The 19,975-nt window shown below is 43.3% G+C and carries 19 protein-coding genes; 4 read left to right on the forward strand and 15 right to left on the reverse strand.

All coding sequences use genetic code 11. The annotated features are described in order from the left end of the window. Positions 1-97: 97 nt before the first annotated feature. Positions 98-640, reverse strand: a complete 543-nt coding sequence (locus PS3_RS05440; RefSeq protein WP_050950855.1) for a TetR/AcrR family transcriptional regulator — start codon at positions 638-640, stop codon at positions 98-100. A 131-nt stretch (positions 641-771) separates the two neighbouring features. On the opposite strand from PS3_RS05440, the gene PS3_RS05445 reads away from it, so the two are divergent. Then, positions 772-1,770 carry an NAD-dependent epimerase/dehydratase family protein gene (locus tag PS3_RS05445; RefSeq protein ID WP_040468285.1) on the forward strand — a complete coding sequence of 333 codons (999 nt, stop codon included), beginning with the start codon at positions 772-774 and terminating at the stop codon, positions 1,768-1,770. Between the two features lie 37 nt (positions 1,771-1,807). Here the strand turns inward: PS3_RS05445 and PS3_RS05450 are convergent, their stop codons facing one another. The 7 genes from PS3_RS05450 to PS3_RS05480 form a co-directional block, all read right to left on the reverse strand. Beyond that, entirely contained in the window at positions 1,808-2,272 is a 465-nt protein-coding gene (locus PS3_RS05450; RefSeq protein ID WP_040468286.1) for a YbaK/EbsC family protein, read from the reverse strand. Positions 2,273-2,332: 60 nt separating this feature from the next. Then, the gene (locus PS3_RS05455; protein WP_007122294.1) at positions 2,333-3,655 is read right to left on the reverse strand and encodes an FAD-dependent oxidoreductase; all 1,323 of its coding nucleotides are present in this window, start codon (positions 3,653-3,655) and stop codon (positions 2,333-2,335) included. Positions 3,656-3,774: 119 nt separating this feature from the next. Next, positions 3,775-4,449 carry an ABC transporter ATP-binding protein gene (locus PS3_RS05460; protein WP_007122295.1) on the reverse strand — a complete coding sequence of 225 codons (675 nt, stop codon included), beginning with the start codon at positions 4,447-4,449 and terminating at the stop codon, positions 3,775-3,777. Positions 4,450-4,453: 4 nt separating this feature from the next. Then, a complete protein-coding gene (locus tag PS3_RS05465) occupies positions 4,454-5,515 on the reverse strand; it encodes an ABC transporter permease (protein WP_007122296.1) in 1,062 nt (353 codons plus the stop codon). A gap of 124 nt (positions 5,516-5,639) precedes the next feature. Further along, entirely contained in the window at positions 5,640-6,776 is a 1,137-nt protein-coding gene (locus tag PS3_RS05470) for a glycerate kinase (RefSeq protein WP_007122297.1), read from the reverse strand. A gap of 13 nt (positions 6,777-6,789) precedes the next feature. Then, positions 6,790-8,295 carry a glutamate/gamma-aminobutyrate family transporter YjeM gene (gene yjeM / locus PS3_RS05475; protein ID WP_007122298.1) on the reverse strand — a complete coding sequence of 502 codons (1,506 nt, stop codon included), beginning with the start codon at positions 8,293-8,295 and terminating at the stop codon, positions 6,790-6,792. A 16-nt stretch (positions 8,296-8,311) separates the two neighbouring features. Further along, positions 8,312-9,343, reverse strand: coding sequence for a YeiH family protein (locus PS3_RS05480; RefSeq protein WP_007122299.1), 1,032 nt, complete (start codon positions 9,341-9,343; stop codon positions 8,312-8,314). Positions 9,344-9,508: 165 nt separating this feature from the next. Here PS3_RS05480 and PS3_RS05485 point away from each other — a divergent pair, with 165 nt between their 5' ends. Beyond that, on the forward strand, positions 9,509-11,152 hold the full coding sequence (locus tag PS3_RS05485) for a phosphoenolpyruvate carboxykinase (ATP) (RefSeq protein WP_040468287.1): 1,644 nt from the start codon (positions 9,509-9,511) through the stop codon (positions 11,150-11,152). A gap of 141 nt (positions 11,153-11,293) precedes the next feature. Here PS3_RS05485 and PS3_RS05490 read toward each other — a convergent pair whose 3' ends face one another. Further along, positions 11,294-11,539 (reverse strand): cytochrome b5 domain-containing protein, encoded by a 246-nt coding sequence (locus tag PS3_RS05490; RefSeq protein WP_040468288.1) that lies wholly within the window; start codon positions 11,537-11,539, stop codon positions 11,294-11,296. A 137-nt stretch (positions 11,540-11,676) separates the two neighbouring features. Here PS3_RS05490 and PS3_RS05495 point away from each other — a divergent pair, with 137 nt between their 5' ends. Further along, a complete protein-coding gene (locus PS3_RS05495) occupies positions 11,677-12,486 on the forward strand; it encodes a Cof-type HAD-IIB family hydrolase (RefSeq protein ID WP_007122300.1) in 810 nt (269 codons plus the stop codon). Between the two features lie 62 nt (positions 12,487-12,548). Here PS3_RS05495 and PS3_RS05500 read toward each other — a convergent pair whose 3' ends face one another. Both PS3_RS05500 and PS3_RS05505 read right to left on the reverse strand, forming a co-directional pair. Then, positions 12,549-13,406, reverse strand: a complete 858-nt coding sequence (locus tag PS3_RS05500) for a transporter substrate-binding domain-containing protein (protein WP_040468289.1) — start codon at positions 13,404-13,406, stop codon at positions 12,549-12,551. Positions 13,407-13,408: 2 nt separating this feature from the next. After that, positions 13,409-14,095 carry an amino acid ABC transporter permease gene (locus PS3_RS05505; protein WP_081478399.1) on the reverse strand — a complete coding sequence of 229 codons (687 nt, stop codon included), beginning with the start codon at positions 14,093-14,095 and terminating at the stop codon, positions 13,409-13,411. An 86-nt stretch (positions 14,096-14,181) separates the two neighbouring features. Here PS3_RS05505 and PS3_RS05510 point away from each other — a divergent pair, with 86 nt between their 5' ends. Next, positions 14,182-15,657 carry an amidase gene (locus tag PS3_RS05510; protein ID WP_007122303.1) on the forward strand — a complete coding sequence of 492 codons (1,476 nt, stop codon included), beginning with the start codon at positions 14,182-14,184 and terminating at the stop codon, positions 15,655-15,657. Between the two features lie 50 nt (positions 15,658-15,707). Here the strand turns inward: PS3_RS05510 and PS3_RS05515 are convergent, their stop codons facing one another. From PS3_RS05515 to PS3_RS05525, 4 genes are read right to left on the reverse strand one after another with little or no spacing between them, the layout of a single operon-like run. Then, positions 15,708-17,843, reverse strand: a complete 2,136-nt coding sequence (locus PS3_RS05515) for a peptide cleavage/export ABC transporter (RefSeq protein ID WP_007122304.1) — start codon at positions 17,841-17,843, stop codon at positions 15,708-15,710. Beyond that, the gene (locus PS3_RS09870) at positions 17,840-18,340 is read right to left on the reverse strand and encodes a LytTR family transcriptional regulator DNA-binding domain-containing protein (protein WP_050950856.1); all 501 of its coding nucleotides are present in this window, start codon (positions 18,338-18,340) and stop codon (positions 17,840-17,842) included. The genes PS3_RS05515 and PS3_RS09870 overlap by 4 nt, the downstream gene beginning before the upstream one ends. Positions 18,341-18,355: 15 nt before the next feature. Beyond that, entirely contained in the window at positions 18,356-18,613 is a 258-nt protein-coding gene (locus PS3_RS09875; RefSeq protein WP_050950857.1) for a response regulator, read from the reverse strand. After that, entirely contained in the window at positions 18,613-19,479 is an 867-nt protein-coding gene (locus tag PS3_RS05525; protein WP_176662262.1) for a GHKL domain-containing protein, read from the reverse strand. Before PS3_RS05525 ends, PS3_RS09875 begins: the two co-directional genes overlap by 1 nt. Positions 19,480-19,975 lie beyond the last annotated feature (496 nt).

Raw genomic sequence — 19,975 nt, forward strand, 5'->3', positions numbered from 1 at the left:
AAGAAACGAATTCATTTCTTCCCAGTCGCTTTTTGCGGTCATAAAAGCCTGCCCCGTGAGTCTAACCTAAAACAACCTATTGCTTTTTCAGTTGGTTCTATTCCTGGTACTGCTTTTCGACAATGGCAAATAGCCGATCCCCAAACTCGTGTGGTTCAACTGGACATCCAGCATTTAGCCATTCTTTAATCACTCCAATGACGCCATAATAGTTATATTGATAAGTAAGTTCAAAGGTTGCTTCATCAAAACTGCCACGATTAATCAAGATCGCTTTCATCTGGTCTGCTAAACCAGCCACGGTATCCTTAATATATTTACTTTCTAATTGCGAATTAAAAAATTCCCGATAAAAGGCCTGATGATGATAAATCACTTCCAATAATTGATAGCGACTATTCTCCAGCTTATTATCCGCAAAAATATCAGTGGTTAATTCGGTTTCGATCTTTTCATACAAATCGTAAATATCTAAATAATTACGGTAAAAAGTTGCTCGATTGATTTGCGCGCGTTCACAGATCTCCTTCACCGTAATTTTAGATAATTGTTTTTCTGCCAATAGATCAAATAAGGCGGTTTTGATAACCATGCGCGTATAGACTGTCCGTCGATCTAACTTTTTTGCTGTTTTTGGCAACACCTTGACCTCCTATGTTGCATAAGTTTCACTCACTAATTGATTGATGCTTGTTTCTAGCTAACTTCTCCATTATATTTATCTTAAATAATTTTAGCAACTCGTGTTGCATATTTTCGGAGGTATTTAAAATGACAAGAATTTTGGTTACTGGCGGGACTGGTTTTTTAGCTGGCTGGATTATTCGGCAAGCACTGGATCAAGGCTATGAGGTCCGAACCACCATCCGCAATGCGCAAAAAGCCGAGACAATTCGAGAGATGTTTCATCAAGAAGGAGTTGATACGCAACAACTCACCCTTGCGGTTGCCGACTTAACGAATCCCGATGGCTGGGATCAGGCAATGGATGGCGTTGATTATCTGATCCATGCAGCTTCACCCCTCGGTGGACATCACCACAGCGATCCTGAGCTTATTAACATTGCTAAAGATGGGGTCAGCAATGTTCTTCGTGCCGCGATCCGGGCAAAAGTCAAAAAAGTCGTGATGACATCTAGTGAGGCCGCTAACTATCCAGATAAAAAGGACTCACGCCCGAATATTGACGAGACCTTTTGGACCGACTTAGACAACCGTTGGCTGACTAATTACCAGAAATCTAAAATTATCGCAGAACAAACTGCTTGGCAGCTAATTAATCAACAAAACTTTACCAAACTAACTACGATTCTACCCGGAGCGATCATCGGTCCCTTCATGGCCGGCCGACGTAGTAGTACCGACCAAATCTTTGAAATGATCTTCAAAAACTCACCATGCCCGAAAGCCATTTATCCCATCGTTGATGTCCGTGATTTAGCTCAACTCCATCTCCTCGCGATGGAAAATCCACAAGCCGATAATCAACGTTTGATTGCCGAAACCAAAGAAATCACCATGCCCGAAATTGCTCAGTTTTTAAAAGTTAAGTATCCCAAGCGGAAAATTAAATCCATCACCATCCCTAACTTTTTGGTCTCATTCCTTGCCACATTTCAAGATCAAATGAAAATTATCAATACCATGGTCGGTTTACACTATCATCGTGACCATACGAAGGCGATTAATCTGTTACATTGGGCACCACGTCCCCTTGAAACCACTTTATTGGACACCGCCAATTATTTGATTGATTACCAGATTATTTAAAAAAGATGAAGCTGTGAAAATTCCAGCTTCATCTTTTTTAGCTCTTACTGACATCAACCCAGGCTTGATTATGGGCATGCTCTTCTAACTCGGCAATGGTAAGATGTACCGCACTATTACCATCTCCAGCAGCTGGATAAACATCCGTAAATCGTTTTAATGAGGTGTCTAAATAGGTTTTAACGTCCGCTTTTACCGCAAAGGGACAAACACCCCCAGGGGCATGACCAATATAGCTTTCCACTTCATCATACTTAATCATCCGTGGCCGAGTGCCAAATTCTTGTTTAAATTTGCGGTTATCAGCTTTTTGATCTCCCGCCATCACCACTAAGATCGGTTCACCATCCACTAAAAATGATAAAGTTTTCGCAATCATGGCCGGTTCACAGCCAATTGCTTGTGCCGCATGTTCCACCGTATCGCTAGCATCGGTCAAGCGCAATACCCGATCTCCTAATCCTTGTCCTTCAAAATAATCACGAACTTGCTCATATGCCATTAATCTTTTCCTCCATTAGCCTTTTGGAACATTCTAATGGATTTCTAATAATCTGACAAATTATTTTAGAAGGTCATTAAAGACTTCGGCCATGGTTGGGTGGGTATAGATCATGTCGCGGAGCACACTGTATGGCTGATGAGTCTTCATCGCTAAAGCCACAATATTAATAACCTCATGGGATTCGGCAGCATAAATCACTGCCCCCAAGATTTCCTGGGTGTCTTGGTCAACTATTACCTTGTATAAGCCCCGCGTTTCTTCCATTACATGGGCTTTGGGAATTCCGGCAGCTGCTTGTTGATAAACTTTTATGTTATAACCTTGAGCGCGGGCAGTTTCTTCACTCAACCCTACGGATGATAATGGCGGCGTCAAGAAAGTCGATGCTGGAACCGCAAAGCGATCCTTGGTCGAACGCGTTTGATCCCCAAAGAGTTGATTATTAATAATTCTAAAATCATCGAGTGAGATATAAGTAAACTGTGGGCCACCGTTGACATCCCCAATCGCCCAAACATTTGGTACTGCAGTCTCAAGCCGTTCATTGACTTGAATGGCCCCCCGAGAAGTTAATTGAATGCCCGTATTTTCTAAGCCCAGGTCGGCAGTATTTGGTCGACGTCCGCTCGCTACTAACAAAGCATCCACGGTTTGGCTTTCCCCATTATCAAAGGTTAGGGTGACCTGATCTGCGGTCGCTTCCACTTGAACTAAATTCGTGTTCATCCGTAAGCGGATTCCAGCGTTAATTAAGTCTTGTTCCACCATTTCCGCCACGTCACGATCATAATGATTGAGTATGTGATCATGTCGATTAATCACTGTTACATCCGTTCCATATTGATGATACATCGAGGCAAATTCGAGGCCAATGTGTCCAGCCCCTAATATCGCCATGGTTTGTGGTTGATAAGGTAAGGACAGCGCTTCTTTTGAAGTGATAATCCGCTCACCTAAGGTTAAACCTGGAATATCAGGAATCACAGGTTGGGCACCGGTATTAATAAAGATGCGCTCAGCTTCCACCTGGCGATGATCACCATTGACAAGCTCAATTTCGACTTGATGATTGCCAATAAATCGCGCTTTTCCATCCACTACCTCAACCGTGGGTTCATCAGCCAGCATATGGTAATTTTTATTCCGCAAGCGATCGGTTAAGGCATTTTGATGAGCTACCCCCTCCGCAAAAGAGAGATGCCGTTCACTATTAATAATCATATTCTTGGATGGCAGACAGCCAACATTAATACAAGTCCCACCATACATTTGACTTGATTGTTCAACTACCATCACCGCTTCACCATGTTGAGCTAGGGTTTTCGCTAGGGTCTTACCACCCTTCCCAAAGCCAATTACCAAATTTTTGATCGTTTCCATAAACACGCTCCTCATATTCATTGTTCTTAGAATACCACGTCCCTTATGCAATACAATTATTTTGCTTACTTTTTTAAAGTAAAAGGCGTGCCAGCCCGGCACGCCTTTATACTTAGGATTTAATTTTGTTTGGTCATTACCCCATCGGATAAGCGATAAGTCTGATCAGCAAATTCTTCCAACCGGACATCGTGAGTCACCACCACAATCGCCCGGTTTTGCTTGTGTGCTAAATCAGCTAGCAAGGCCCCAACTTCAGCTACCCGCGGACTATCTAAGGCAGCGGTTGGCTCATCCGCTAAGACAATTTTGGGTTGTGAATAGAGGGCACGCGCGATCGCGACCCGTTGTTTTTGACCCCCAGATAATTGATCAGGATACTTATACCGTAATTCATAAATCCCCAGATCTTTTAATAATTCATCTAATTGCGCAGGATTCATATTCCCCGTAGCTTTCACCTTGTCAGCTAGCTTGAATTGTTCTAGCACCGTTAAATAGGGTACTAAATTATAAGCTTGGAGGACAAAGCCGATCTTATTTAGCCGCAACCGGTCCCGCTGCTTGCTAGATAATTGATAAACATCTTGTCCGTCAACCAGTACGCTCCCTGAATCAGGCGTTTGTAAGCCTCCGGCAATCGTTAAAAAAGTCGACTTCCCGGATCCCGAAGGTCCTAAAATCAGTACCAATTCCCCGGGATTCGCCGTAAAATTAAGATCCTTTAAGACATGTACCCGAGCCGTATCTTCACCAAAAAATTTATTAATATTTGTTAATTCAATTTCTGCCATGGTCTTAACCTCCAATTACGGAAACTGGGTCCACTTTGGTAACGACCCGAACCGGAATAATTGACCCAAGTAAGGACATAACTACTAGTCCTAAACTGATCGCCCCCACTAAGCCCCAGTTAAAGGACATTGGAACAGCAGCGGGCATAAGTAAGGAAGTCCCCCAAACTAACAGCACTGCAATCACTAACCCACTGACTGTCAGTAAGATCGATTGAGCAATCGTCGCATTAACCAAGAACCGTGACGGTACTCCTTGCGCCCGTAAAACGGCGTAATTGCTGAGTTTTTGGATGGTGATAATGTACAAGAAAACTGCAATTACAATCAAAGAAATAATCAACAAGAAACCAATCATAAATTCAAAGGTCATGTTTTGAGCGGAATAACCTGGTAGCTTTTCAATCACCTGTTGAATCGGGTAGCTCTTTAAGCCGGATTCATTGACCTTAATTGATGATTTCTTTGAAACGACCGCACTTCCGGCAAAGAGATCGCCAGTCCTGCGAATTTGTTGCCAGGTTGAAACCGTCCCGTAAATAACAGGTGCAATCTGAAGCATCGAATTCTTAGCAAAGCCAACGATTCGGTACTTGGTCTGATCCGAACCAAGCTTGATCTGATCACCTAATTTATAACCATCGTTTTGATAACTTTCATTTACGACCACCTGATGGCTATTAGTTGGTTTATGACCGCTAGTCAATTTCAAATCATGGTAGATAAATTGATCTTTATCAATACCGACAAAAGTTGAGGCTACTTGCTTCTTACCACTGGCTTTTGCAATCACCGAATTAATGGCAACGACCGCATTATCCTGATTCTTCGTTAATTTCTTAACCTGTTGCGGCGTTAATGTAGACTGCCGAAGTTCCTTATCAGAAGTTGTCGTCATGACCGCACTTTTAACATTCCAAGTATCTAGTGCCTGGTACTCTTGATTAGCTAGACCTAAAGCTAGGGCCGCCAAAACAAAGACCAAGTAGCTGATTAACATGATCATAAAAATTACCATACCGTAACGGAGCTTTTCATGTTTCATTTCATGTAAGGCTAAAAACATTTTACCTTCCTCCTTTGTAGTGACATCGTGTCACTTTTCGATGATCATTATACACTTCGATGACACGGTGTCAACTTAGTATATATAAAAATCCTTGAACCAATATTTGATTCAAGGATTACAATCATTTTGATTCCAATACTAAGATCCGTCCAATATTCTCCGCAGTCCGGGAGAGATTAGCTGGGCCCTGGACTAAAACTTGGTCTAAGGGTTCAACGCTGCCGAGGCAAGCAAAGATGGCGGTAAAACCCATATCATATAAAACAGAAAGGTCATCACCGAGGCTCCCACCAATCGCAATTAAAGGTTTGTGTGCTTGCTTGGCTAGGCGAGCGACCCCGGCCGGCACTTTTCCAAATAAGGTTTGCCCATCAATCCGCCCCTCACCAGTAATGACCAAATCAGCTGCTTGAATTGCTTGCGATAAGTTGGTCGCTGCCATCATTAATTCGATTCCGGATTGCAATTGACCGCCTAATACTAAGAGCGCAAAACCAATCCCACCGGCCGCTCCCGATCCAGCCGCCTGACTAAAATCGCGACCCACGGTTACGGTCATCCGCCGAGCAAAGTTTTTCATCCCCGCTTCTAAAGTCGCGACCATTTTGGGAGTCGCCCCCTTTTGTGGACCAAAAACCTTGGCGGCGCCATGAGGACCTAAGAGCGGGTTGGTGACGTCACTAGCTAAGATAAGTTCAGTCTGACTTAAACGCGGATCAATCGTGGATAGATCGATGGTGGCAACCTGACTTAATCCTTGCCCACCAGCTGGTACTGGTTGCCCTTGATCATCCAGGCACCTCGCTCCTAATGCCTGTAAAATCCCAAGTCCACCATCGACGCTGGCACTGCCACCCAAACCAATGATGATGCGTTGTACCCCTCGATCTAAGGCTGCTAAGATTTGTTGACCGGTTCCATAAGAACTGGTCAATAAGGGATCCCGTTGTTGGCGAGGGACTAAAGTCAAGCCATCAGCAGCGGCCACTTCAATCACTGCCGTTTTCCCATTATCAATTAGTCCATAAGCCCCCTGAATCATTTGACCAGGCAAGGGCCCAGCGGTTGAAGTTAAGACCATTTCTCCTTGATGAGCATGCACCAAGGTAGCCACGGTTCCTTCACCACCATCGGCTAGAGGGATTAGCTGACATTGCGCCGTGGGTAGCGCTCTTAACAAACCTGTTTGAATTGCTTGGGCAGCCACTAACGCCGTCATACTTTCTTTAAAAGAATCTGGGGCAATCACAAACTTCATCTGACCCTCCTATTTAATCTAAGGTCCCCCGTTTTTCAGCGCGGGTATAGAAAATCCAAGCAACTACCCCAAAGAAGACTGGTCCAAAGGCGGTCCAGAAGGAGGTCATGTATTCACCTTCAATAATTGGTTGAATAATCGTAAAGATGATTCCAATGGCGATTACTAGCCAAACGATGATGGTTACCACCCAGGTGAAGGACATCCGCCGATAAAAGACAAAGGGGCGGTCCAAACCTTCTTTCATTTTGAAGAAAGGAAAGGCCCCAATTAAGAACAAGTACGGCGTGGACGAACCAACATTCATCATATCCGTTAAGATCGTATAAAAAGTACTAGCGGCCGCCCCACCACAAGCAATGAACATGATAATACAAGATACGACTGCCACCTGACACCACATGGCAAAAGCCGGCATCCCGTGTTGATTCATGGTTGTAAATCGCTTAGGTAAGAGACGTTGGTCACAGCCCTGAACAAAGGACTTGATTGGTGAATAAGTCATCACAAAGGCCGCTCCAATCCCACCAAAGACGTCGGCAAAGGCAGCGATGTGGGAGAAAATTTGCCCTAGCAATAGCGAATTAGCATGACTCATGCCAAAGCCCTTGCCCATTTCCAGGCCCAAATTATTGATAATGACATACTCAACATTGGCCAGGTTAACATTGGATTTTCCTAAAATTGCATTCCAGTTGGTACTGATCCCACACAAGAAAATAACTAAGAAATATAAACAGGCCATCATCCCACAACCAATTAAGACCCCTTTAGGAAAGGTTTTCTCAGGTTGATCGACATTATCAATCACGCCCGCCATGGTTTCCATGCCCCCAAAAGCAAAGATGGCATAAACAAGAAAGGACACCACTGCAATCGGTGAGACAAAATTCTGGTTAGGGGAATGGATCAAATTGGTCGTCGTAATCGGTTCAGCCAAGGTTCCATGATGCATTATTAAAATGATGGCGCTAATCACCAAAAAAGCGATTGGCATCGCCATGGTAAAGATTCCGGCAAACGAGGTTACCTTAACAATCTTATCAATCCCGTGCGTGGCAATAAATGTGACGATAACCAAAAACAAGACTTCTAAAATTCCTAAGGTCAGGTCCGAAGATAGGCCGAAAAGATGCCAACTGGTAGTGACATCTTTACCAAAAATCATGGTTGAAACCGCCACGAGGAAATATTGACTAGAAGAAACTAACCAGACCACCCAAGCGGCTAGCCACAAAAAGGTCCCGATAAAGGCCGGCTTTTCACCAATTGAACCCCGTAGCCAGGAAAAGATTCCCCCACGCGCGGCTTTAAAAGCGGCCCCATATTCAGCAAACATTAACGATGAGGGAACAAAGAATAGAATGGCTGCCACTAAATACCATAAAATGCTGGCATAACCCATTTGATAAAAAGCGGTTAACGAATTGTTCCAACCAAAAATTGACGAGAAAATCATCAAAATTAATCCGCCGAGGGAAATCTTGGTGACGACTGATGACTGTTGTTTTTCTTCCATTTGAATGATCTCTTTTCTACCAAATCCCCATGACGCGTTGCATGAGCAAACTGACCAGTGTAATCCCTACCCAGCAAGTGGCCCCTAAGAACAGGGGCTTATCACCGGTCTTGATTAATTTAACGACATTACTATTCAAGCCGACCGCCGTCATGGCCAAAACAATCATAAATTTAGCTAATTCTTTAAGCGGATTAAAAGCCGTGGCAGCAACTCCTAAATGAATACAAATGGTGGTGAAGATCGCGGCTAAAATAAAGTACAAAATAAACATCGGAAAAGCTCGTTTTAAGCTAAAGTGATTCTTTGCTTCCCCGTCAGCTTGCTTAGTATTCATCAAAGCTAAAATTAAGGTGATGGGAATGATCGCCAGTGTTCGGGTTAACTTAACCGTCACGGCCTTATCCAAGGTTTGACTGCCTAGATTCCACATACTATCCCAAGTGGATGCCGCTGCGGTCACCGATGAAGTATCATTGATCGCCGTCCCAGCAAAAATTCCAAAGGCATTTCCACTATTCGTTGCAAACCCCAGGAGATGACCAAGCACTGGAAACAGTACGGCCGCAATGACATTAAAGAAGAAAATTACTGAAATTGCTTGGGCGACTTCATCATCATCGGCATCAATCACTGGAGCGGTCGCTGCGATGGCCGACCCACCACAAATTGACGACCCCACCCCCACGAGGGTCGCAATTTTACTGGGAATCCGTAACCATTTATGTAAGACCCACGCAATGATTAAGGCGATCCCAATCGTACAAACAATGATGGGCAGTGATTGTCCGCCAGTTTGAATGATCACCCCAAAGTCCATGCCAAATCCTAATAAGACAACCGCTGTTTGTAAGATCACCTTAGAGGTCCAGCCAATCCCAGCGGCCGCATAACCTTTATTGGTCCAAAAAAGGGTGATGATCATCCCAGCAATAATTCCGATCACTGGCCCCCCAATGACTGGAAAAACCTTCCCTAGTAGCCAAGCCGGAATGGCAATAATTAGACAAACCACGATCCCCAATAGATTATTTCGAAAACGTTCCATGAATTACTCCTCTTCGTTCAAATATATGTAAACATTCTTGATCATACTCTTTTCTAGCCTCAACAACAATAGGCGCTTGGTTTTTGCAAATAATTTCACAATCATAGTTGAACCTTGTAACCGCTACCATTACAATAAAACTAACTAAACAGGAGGGTAAAACACATGAGTACTAAACAATCATTTGAGACTAAGGCCATTAATCAGGCCAATCATATTTTTTCACGTACGCGTACCACGATTGAATCTGCCTTTTATCAAAATAATGTCCAACGGATTGACACGCCGGCCGAAGCTTATGAATTAGCCCTTAACAATCCCAATACCATTGTGACTGACCAGCCCATTATTCATACTGAAGAATTGGGCTTACCAGCTAATGCAAAAGTTATCGTCGACAACCATGGTGATATTGTTGGGCGAACAGCGGCGGCGCGCCACTACACTGACAATCCCACTGAAGATGTGGAAAAATTAGATAAAGTCCTCCGCGAGGCAATTTTTGATGGTCGGGACCAAACTTTCTATGCTACCGATGTAGTCGTTGGCTTGGATGAAGATTTTATGGTTAAGGCTCACTTAGCCATCGCTAAAGGCTATGAAATTAATCTTTTGTCCTACATGCTTAATTTTCAATGGCTGGATAACGAATACCAAGCGCGCTATGCGAAATCAAAGCAATACGACGAAGGGGACATTTATATCTATGCCAATCCTGATTGGCACAGTGACGAATATCCAAACGGGCTGGTGGTCGTGGATGCTGAACATAATGCCATCGCGGTCTTGGGTCTACGCTACTTTGGGGAATTAAAGAAGGGGACTTTAACCCTGACCTGGGCGATTGCCCATCGTCATGGTTACACGGCTAGTCACGGGGGTGAAAAGTCCTTCCACTTTACCGATCGTGATGATGCGGTCTTTGCTTTCTATGGTTTATCAGGTTCTGGTAAATCAACCCTGACCCACAACAAGCATGATGGCAAATTTGACATTACCGTTTTACATGATGATGCCTTTATCATTAGTCGCGAGAATGGAGCTTCCATTGCGCTGGAGCCCAGTTATTTTGATAAAACCAATGACTACTTACCAGGAACTCGCGAAACCCAATTCTTCACCACGGTCATGAACTGTGGGGTCACTTTAAATGAAAAAGGTGAAAAGACCCTCGTCACCGAAGATCTTCGTAACGGAAACGGCCGGACCATTAAATCGCGCTATGCTTCAGTTAACCGGGTCGATAAAGAAACTGCCCCCATCACCGCCATTTTCTGGATCATGAAGGATAACAGTTTACCACCAGTAGTTAAATTAACGGATCCCATTGCGGCCGCTACCTTTGGGGCTACCCTGGCTACGAAACGGTCTACCGCCGAAAATGTCCTGAATGCCGATCGCAATGCCCTGGTCATTGAACCATTTGCTAATCCATTCCGGGCTTATCCACTGAAAGACGATTATGCCGACTTTAAGGAACTCTTTGAAAAGCAAGCGGTTGATTGTTACATCATCAATACCGGTGACTTTTACGGTCAAGACATCGATAAGCACACCACCTTAGATATTCTGGAAAAGATTGCCACAGGCCAAGATAGCTGGCACCCATTTGGACCAACGACTGAAATGAGCTATATGCCATATGATGGCTACCTACCAGACTTCGATAATGACGAATATCGCAACACGGTTAAAGAACGCCTAAAGACGCGGCTAGCTTGGGTCGAACGTTATAAAGAAACTCACACGACTAACGCTCTCCCTGAAGAAGCTAACCAACTTCTACAACACTTAATCGATCAATTTTAGGAACAAGTTAAAAATAGAGGGTGAAAGAAACTGAGCTGTTTCTTTCACCCTCATTTTTTATCACACTCGTAATTACGGTCAAAAGCGCGCCCCACGAGTTTAACCTATGAGACTTATTACTTTTTCCGAGCTTCCTTTATTTTATTCCTCAACTAATTTGCCAACTACAGGTAAATGCATCTTTTCAAACATTTCAGCCTCGTGTGGCGATCGGTTAAATTCCTCGGTAATATCTTTACCAGCTAGCAAACCATGGTTTTGGTTCGGCCGCCAGTTAGGAATTCCTGAAGCATCATAAACCGTTCCTTCATAAGCGAAATATGGTTGATGACCATCTTGCCCATCATATTGAGCTAATTGAGCTAAAGTAAATGTTTTTTCCGTCATTGGTATCGACCTCCTTACTATACCTAAATTATACTCCACTTGGTGACACTGTGTCACTCAAATTGCCAGTTTGATATTCTAGTCCGGATTTCCTAAAATATAAGAGTATTTAACGCGGATAATCGAAAGGAGTTCATATGACTTTACCATTTGCTGCTGTCGCTTTTGACATGGACGGGACCTTTTTAACTGACGACAAGACTTTTGATCACCAATTATTCAATGAAATTGCTAGTCAGCTTCGCGCCCAGGATGTCCAACTAATCGTTGCTAGTGGTAATTCTTTAGAATGCCTCTTGAACTATTTCACGCCGGAAGAACAAGCGGAACTCACCTTTTTATCCGAAAACGGGGCCCACGTCGTCAATCAAGCCGGTGATTTATTAATTAGTCAAACCCTTGATCCTGCCATTGCTCAAGCAGTGATTTCATATCTAGTGAATGACCTTCATTGTTATCCAAGCTTAGCCGGCACGAAATATGGTTACCTGCCAGCCCAGGAATCACCAGCTAACCTGGAACGAATGAAATTTTACTTCCCGAAGTACCAAGTCATTGACGATTATGACCACCTTCCTGAGGATCGGTATTATCAAATGTCATTCTTGATCGACGAACAAACCGAGTCACGGATTAACGATTTAATTCAGCGCTTTGGCGACCAGGTCAGCATCACGCCCAGTGGCAATGGTTCCGTCGACATTACGGTCCCTGGTATTGATAAGGCTTGGGCTTTAAACCACCTTCTCGACCAGTGGCAGTTAAGGTCAGATCAGCTCGCCGCCTTTGGTGATGGGGATAACGATTTAGGCATGCTGAAGTTAGCTAAATATAGTTATGCCATGCAAAACGGTAATGCCAATGTCAAAGCTGTAGCTAACTACCAAACTAAAACTGATAACAATCACAATGGGGTCTTGCAAAGCTTAGCCGATTATTTAGGATAAGCAAAAAAGCTGGTCAGAAACGTCAATTAGTTTCTGACCAGCTTTTCAATTTTCACAAATATTTAATTTCGTCCGGTATATTTACTGGAGATTGTAAAGTGCTTACTGATATGTTCACTTGGTTGCTTCGTAACATCCGCTCCATAGAACTTCATGGCTAACTTTTTAATCGTGCCATCTTTTAGTAAGGCCTTTAGAGCTGAATTAACTTCTTTCGTCAGCTTAGGATCATCCTTACTCATGATGATTCCTTCCCCGCTCCCATCTTCATTCGTCGTAAAGTACATGTTCGGCATGATCTTCAAGCCACTATTCGGGTTGGCCGCCAGCGCTAACTTTTGTAGATAATAATCATTCATGATGAAATCGGTCTTGCCATCTTGCAAATCCCGTAGGTAGACATCATTGGACACATTATCATAATTAACTAATTTGGCCCCTAATTGTTGGGCCAGACGTTGGTAATTCGTCCCAGCTTCGCCACCAGCCTTCTTGTCCTTTAAATCCGCCCAACTATTGATTCCGGAGTTGTCAGATGACCGCACGATAATACTGTTGAAAGAGTGCTTGAAAGCAATCGACATGGCAAATTTCTTCTTCCGCGTTGGTGAAATAGCAAAATCATCCACTGCCATATCGGCTTTACCCGTCTTGACCGCTGTCAGCATGCCATCAACACTGTATTCCTTAAAGACCACCTTTTTATGTAACTTTTTGGCAATCGCTCGCACGACTTCGACATCATAACCCGTTAATTTTTTGGTCTTGGAATCATGATAAGAGGTCGGGTATAAAGTCCCCGAGGTCGCCACAATCAAAGTATTCTTACTAGCGGCTGACTTTTTACCGCAAGCCGTCAAACCACCAACTACTAAACCTAAGACCAAAACTCCCGTAATGATTTTCCACCATTTATGCATAATTATTCCTCCGCTTTAGCAACAAAATCTAACCGGCCTTCTAACCAGCCTTGTCCCCAAGATAACAAACAACACAACAACCAATAGATGACTGCCAGGGTGATATAAATCGACATGTAGTCCTGATTAGCTCCCGCCACAATTTTGGCATCCATAAACATTTCCGAAACGGTAATCATGGCCGCTAAAGAAGTTCCTTTAAACATATCGACCATCACGTTACCAAGTGATGGTAGGGCAATTCGTAAAGCTTGCGGTAAGATGACATATCGTAAGACTACGTAACGATTCATCCCTAAGGATCGGGCGGCCTCATATTGACCAAGATCAACACCCAACAAGGCTGACCGATAATACTCAGAGATAAAGGCCGCCGGTGCAATCGTAAATGAAAGCACCGCGGCAGGTATGGCATCCATATTAAAACCAAAATAAGTAATAAACAGAATTACCAACATCGGCACGCCCCGAAAAAAGGAAATGTAAAAGCGAGCTATCCAGCGCAGGATCGCCCAGCGACTTTGGCGAATTAACACCAGCAAAAAGCCCAGAATATTAGCTAAAATGAAACAAGTTACTAATAAAAACAAGGACATCGGCAATCCGGAAAGAATTGTCGGGATCGAAGAAATGGCCAGATGCAAATCAATTAGCCCAGTTAAGGACCCCACCACGAATCCAGTGATCATCATCACCCCCTCAAGTCCCCTTGATTATAAGTCATTGAAAGCGATACCACAATAGTCTAGAATGAAGAAAAACTAGGAGGTCAACTATGTCTACTCAAAATTTAATGCGTCAGCCGGCCTATCGGCTCGCGCAACTGGTGCGGGATCGTCAGGTATCGGCTACTGACCTAGTTAATACGGCCTATCAACAAATCGACCGCCTTAACCCGGATCTAAATGCGGTCATTACCACCCGTCGTCAGCAGGCGCTGGTCGAAGCTGCCCAACTCAAAGATACTGGTCAGCCCTTTTTAGGCGTGCCCATCCTGCTCAAGGGACTTGGGCAAAGTCTCGCAGGCGAACCATCAACTAATGCTAATCGGCTCTTTCAAGATAATCGCGCTACCGTCACCAGTAATTACACGCGGCGATTACAAGCCGCCGGTTTTATTATCATCGGTCAAACTAATTTCCCCGAATTCGGTTTTAAGAACGTGACCGATTCGCAAATGTATGGTGATGCCAAAAATCCCTTTAATCCTACATACTCCCCTGGTGGTTCATCTGGTGGGGCGGCCAGTGCCTTAGCTAGCGGAATGGTCTCAATTGCCAGCGCTAGTGATGGTGGGGGCTCTATTCGGATTCCGGCTTCTTGGTCCGGATTAATCGGCCTCAAACCGACCCGCGGGCGGATGCCGATGGGACCTAGTGATTGGCGATCGTGGCAAGGGGCTTCCATTAACTTTGCTTTGACACGCTCCGTTACGGATACGGCCCTCTTTTTAGAAAGCATGCAAGCTCTACAAGCAGCGGCGGTTTTCCAAGCCCCTTTAATCAAAGCCGGTTTAGTTCAACGGCTTAATCAACCCGATCGGCAACTTAAAATTGGTTACCTTACCCAATCCCCCGTTGGTACCCCAGTTAATCCTGAAGCCCAGCAGGCCGTTTTAGCAGCGGTTGATTTCTTACGCCAAGCGGGCTGGACCGTTGAAGAAATTAACTGGCCAACTAATGGTGATGCCTTAATTCGGAGCTACTACGCCATGAATGCCGGTGAAACCGCCCATATGTTCCAAGAAATCGAAGCGGCAATTGGCCGTTCTGTCACCCGAGATGATATGGAATTACTAACTTGGGCCCTTTATCAAACTGGCAAGCAAATTTCAGCAGTTGATTATATCGAAGCTCTATCTACTTGGGACCACGCAGCTGCTCAATGGGCTCAATTACACGCAAGCTATCCTTTGGTTTTATGTCCGACGACGGCAACGGCTGCTATTTCTTTAAACGAGCAATTAGTTTCAGATGAGAACCTGGCCCTAATGAATCAGATTGATGAGCTTACTCCCCAAGCGCAACGAGAGCTGATTTATGACCAATGGCTTCCCTCACTAACTCATTCACCTTTTACCCAACAAGCCAATTTAACGGGTGAGCCCGCCATTAGCTTGCCGACCCATTTAACAAAAGCTGGCCTCCCTATCGGTATTCAGTTGACGGCCGCTAAAGGACAAGAAGAATGGTTACTGCAGATAGCAAAACTATTTGAAGACCATCATCAATTTAAAATGTTAGTAGATTAAAAATGAAGCTGGGAAAACAATCCTAATTGAGATTGCTTGCTCAGCTTCATTTATTGTCCTAATAACTGTTGGTACAGTCCGGCAACCTGCTGCAAGTCTTCCGGTTGACCGTCTTGTACGATCTGACCATGATCTAGGACAACCACTCGGTCAAGGTGTGTCGTCACATTTAGCCGGTGTGAGACCAGCACGATTGTCATGGGTAAAGCCATTAAGCTTTGCAGGAGCTCGCTTTCCGTTAAGGGATCTAAGGAGCTCGTCGATTCGTCTAAAATCAGGATCTGCGGATGGTTAAGCAGAGCCCGAGCAATTGCCAGACGTTGGACTTGCCCGCCCGATAATGTATTAGATTCTTCATCAATCAGAGTATCATAACCTAGCGGTAGCTTAGTAATATCAGCATCGATTTGCGCTAAATGACAAGCTCTGCTTAATTCTTCTAGGGTCATGTCAGGATTAGCTAAGCGTAAATTTTGCGCGATCGTCCCCGAAAATAGTTGAGATCGTTGAGGTACATACCCAATCCGGTGGCGTAAATCAGCGAGAGCCATGGACCTGATATCACGCTGATTAACTTTGATGGATCCCTGATCGGGAGTTAAAAAGCGCACCATCATTTTAGCTAAGGTAGATTTCCCGGAGCCACTCGGGCCAATAATAGCTAGCTTCTCCCCTGGTTGAATGCTCAAGGACACATCACGCAAAGCTGGATACCCATAGGTATAGGCAAAACTAACTCGCTCAACATCCAAGCTTAAGGATTCATCATTCAACGCGAGCCCATCTGACGGTTCAGGCTCAATTACCAACACTTCGTTTAAGCGTTGGTTTGCGACTTGGGCGGTTTTTAGTTTGGCCTGCAAATTCACAATATCTTGTAAGGGTTCAATGAAGAAAGCCAGTAACATGTTAAAGGCCATCAATTGACCTAAGGCTAATTGGTTTCTCATAACCTGAAGTGACCCAACTAATAAGATGACGGTCGTTAGGCCATACTGTAAAAAGAGTTTGATGGCCGCCTGAAAAGTTTCGGTTTGCGTATAACGATAGCTTTGCTTTAAAAAACTTTGAAATTGTTGATCAATTTGTTCATCCAAACGGTCTGTAATATTCAGAGCTTTAACCGTTTCAATCCCGCGAATACTTTCAATAATTGATGAATTCAAACGAGCATTACTTTCCATCTGATCATAATTCAACTTGGTGTAACGTCGGTTAAAAATTGCTACTAAGACAATATAGATTGGCACGCTAATTAAAGTAGTTAAAAATAAGGGGTAATTCTGCCAAGCCATGAATAGCCCGATCAGCACTAGCATTCCCGCATCTAAAAAGATGGTAACCACGGTGCTCGATAAGGCATCAATAATCTTACTAATGTCATTAAAACGCGATAGAATCTCCCCGGTCTTGCGAGTCATGAAAAAGCGCAAGGGCAAGTGTAAAACCGACCGCAAATAATCAAGATTAATCCGTCCAGCCACCTTCATGTTGACTTTCATCAAAATCATCGTCCGCAAGTATGACAAAATCGCATAAATGAGGTAGGCAATAATCATGCCTAGACTGACAATCATCAACAGGTTCACACGGTGACGGGGAATCAAGTCATCGATCAACACCTGCAGATACAATGAGCCTACAATGCTAATCACGGAAATCAGGATCGACCAACAAATTGTCAGCGCTAAAGTTCCACGAAAGGGTTTTAGCAAATGAAAATTATCTTTTAAAGTTGTCATCGTGACTACTTGGACTTGATAATCTGCACTTGGTTCAAAGAGAAGCGCTACCCCTGACCATTCTTGTTCAAAATCTGCCCGCGCCATTTTATGCACCCCGGCTTTTGGATCCGGGTCGGCCACATATACCTGATTTTCATCCGCACCAAAGATGACATAGTAGTGCAGAAGAACCCCGTCCTTAACAACATGGGCAATCCAAGGAAATTGAATCGCTGGGTCGTCTAAAATTGCTAAATCCGCTTGCACCGCTTGGGTGGCTAAGCCTAATTTTTGTGCCACTTTTACTAATGCTAAGGCATTCGTCCCTTCTTGATTAGTCCGAGCTAAATCCCGTAACTTGGCAATTGGATAATCACTACCATAGTGTTTTAGAATCATCGCTAAACAAGCGACGCCACAATCAGATTCATCAACTTGGGCGACATAGGCAGCATATTTCATTTCATCACATCCTCATTCAGATGCTTACGAAGTTCTTTTAAATGGCGAAAACTGATGTCACAGGCCACGATATGGTCCTGATCAAAGTAAACCCGCCGATTTTTGGTATCAAGCTCCACGACATTGGCTGGATTTATTACCAGCCCGCGATTAACTTTCAGCAAACTCGTATCATCATAGTTAGCTAATTCCCCGTGGGTTTCAACGTGCAGATTCCGACCAACGATTAAAATCAGCCGACTTTTCCCCTTGACCGCTTGAATATAAAAGAGCTGATCAACAGCGACCGTCTTCACTAACCCCTTAGTGGGATGATAGGCAATCCGCTCCACCTCACGTTCGGGAGTTGCAATAAACTTCAAGTATCGCCCGTAAGCCTCATCGATGGTTTCTCGTAAGTGTTGGGGCATTGACCCCTCATCGTCACTTTTAAAAATAAAATCTAAAGGTTCCACATGGCGAGTAATCGTCAATGGTAAATATTGACCGAAGGCCATCACAAAAATAATTTCTTAAAAACGAGAATTGTTGCGGACAATTTCGGCCACATCAATTCCCGATAATTTATGTTTTAAATCAATGTCTGTAATTAAACAATAAGCTTGGTGAGCCTGAATAAATTGCACCACTTCATCTGGATTTGCCGTCACTAAATCAACCCGCATATCATATTCATGCGGCGTCGGATTAATCATGATTCGGTTCTTAACAATCTCCTCGATGACCTGTAATTGATGGAGATCGTCTTCCAGAATAATGGTTGATAACACTAGAGCGCCCCTCGCATATATAATTCAACAGTGACAAAATGCTCACTAGTTTCAATTTCTAAGTTAAAATGATCATCGCCATTTACAATCTCCCGGATATTAGTTAACCCATAGCCGTGGTGATTGTCCTTAGTGGAGAATTTGTTCTTAATCATTTGATTGACATCAACCGACTGATCGATCGAATTCCGTACCGCTAAAACCACCGTCTCAACATCAAACCGTGACATAGATAATTGAAAGACCCCGTTTTCTTGGTCTTTTAAAGCATCACGAGCATTATCCAATAGGATTCCGATGATTCGCGCTAATTTGATCTCATCTTCTAAACGGAAATTAATGGTAGCCGATACTTCGATGTTGACACTAGCGCCAACTGCTAAGATTTCATACAAATGGCGTCGAATTACATTTTGAATCCCTGATGAAGTAATCTTATTCAGATTAGCTTCTACTTCAGGCATCAGAGTAATTTCATGTGTCGCTTCAAGTTGATCTTGAATCATCTTCAAGGCCGTATCTGGTTGGTTAGCCTTAATCTGCCCCTGCAAATCGATTAGTAGATTCTTAATGTCATGTTGGCGATGCCGAACCTGTTCATACTGTTGACTTAAAGCTTCATTTAGCTTAATCGTATTCTCGTACTTTTGTTTCAGCAAATGAATATTAAGGTTGTCATAATATTCTTTAAATAGAATCGCCAAACATATGAATACTATTAGCCATAGTAGATAATAGGCAAATGTATAAGCCAAAACCGTTGTTAACGATACCCAAGTATATTCGGAATATAGATAGATAGCCAATGAACTACCAAAAAAGACACTGGTAATAACTAATAATCTCGACACCGATGGTAAAACCATTCTAGCTCTGACAAACAACTTTTTTATAATCACATTATACTTTAAAATTAGAGATGCTAAAATAACAAAAACAACTATTTCAGCTATACCGTTCATTAATTCACTAGCATGAAATAACCACAATACAACTGACAATGTATTATCAATAATTAAATAAGTGGGGATCAAGAGAAAAAGCAATTGATAAATCAAATCTCGCTTGTTGACTGGATTCACGGCGTAATGTTCTAAAGTATGACTCCATAGCCGTATATAAAATTGGGACTAGATCAGAGAATAAATATGAAATTATTTGAAGTGGTAGTGCAACTATTAGCCAAATAATAATATCTTTTAAAGTGACCTTATCTAAAACCATCCGTACAAGTACAAACAAAAAACTATATCCAAATAGTCAACAATAAATTGTTGAAGCATCAATTCCGTCCCCACTTAAACCCTTTATATCTAATTTTCGTATATAGAGAAATTATTTGCCTGCCAATAACCTTCTTCA

Source organism: Limosilactobacillus gastricus PS3 (assembly GCF_000247775.1).
Taxonomy (GTDB): Bacteria; Bacillota; Bacilli; order Lactobacillales; family Lactobacillaceae; genus Limosilactobacillus; species Limosilactobacillus gastricus_A.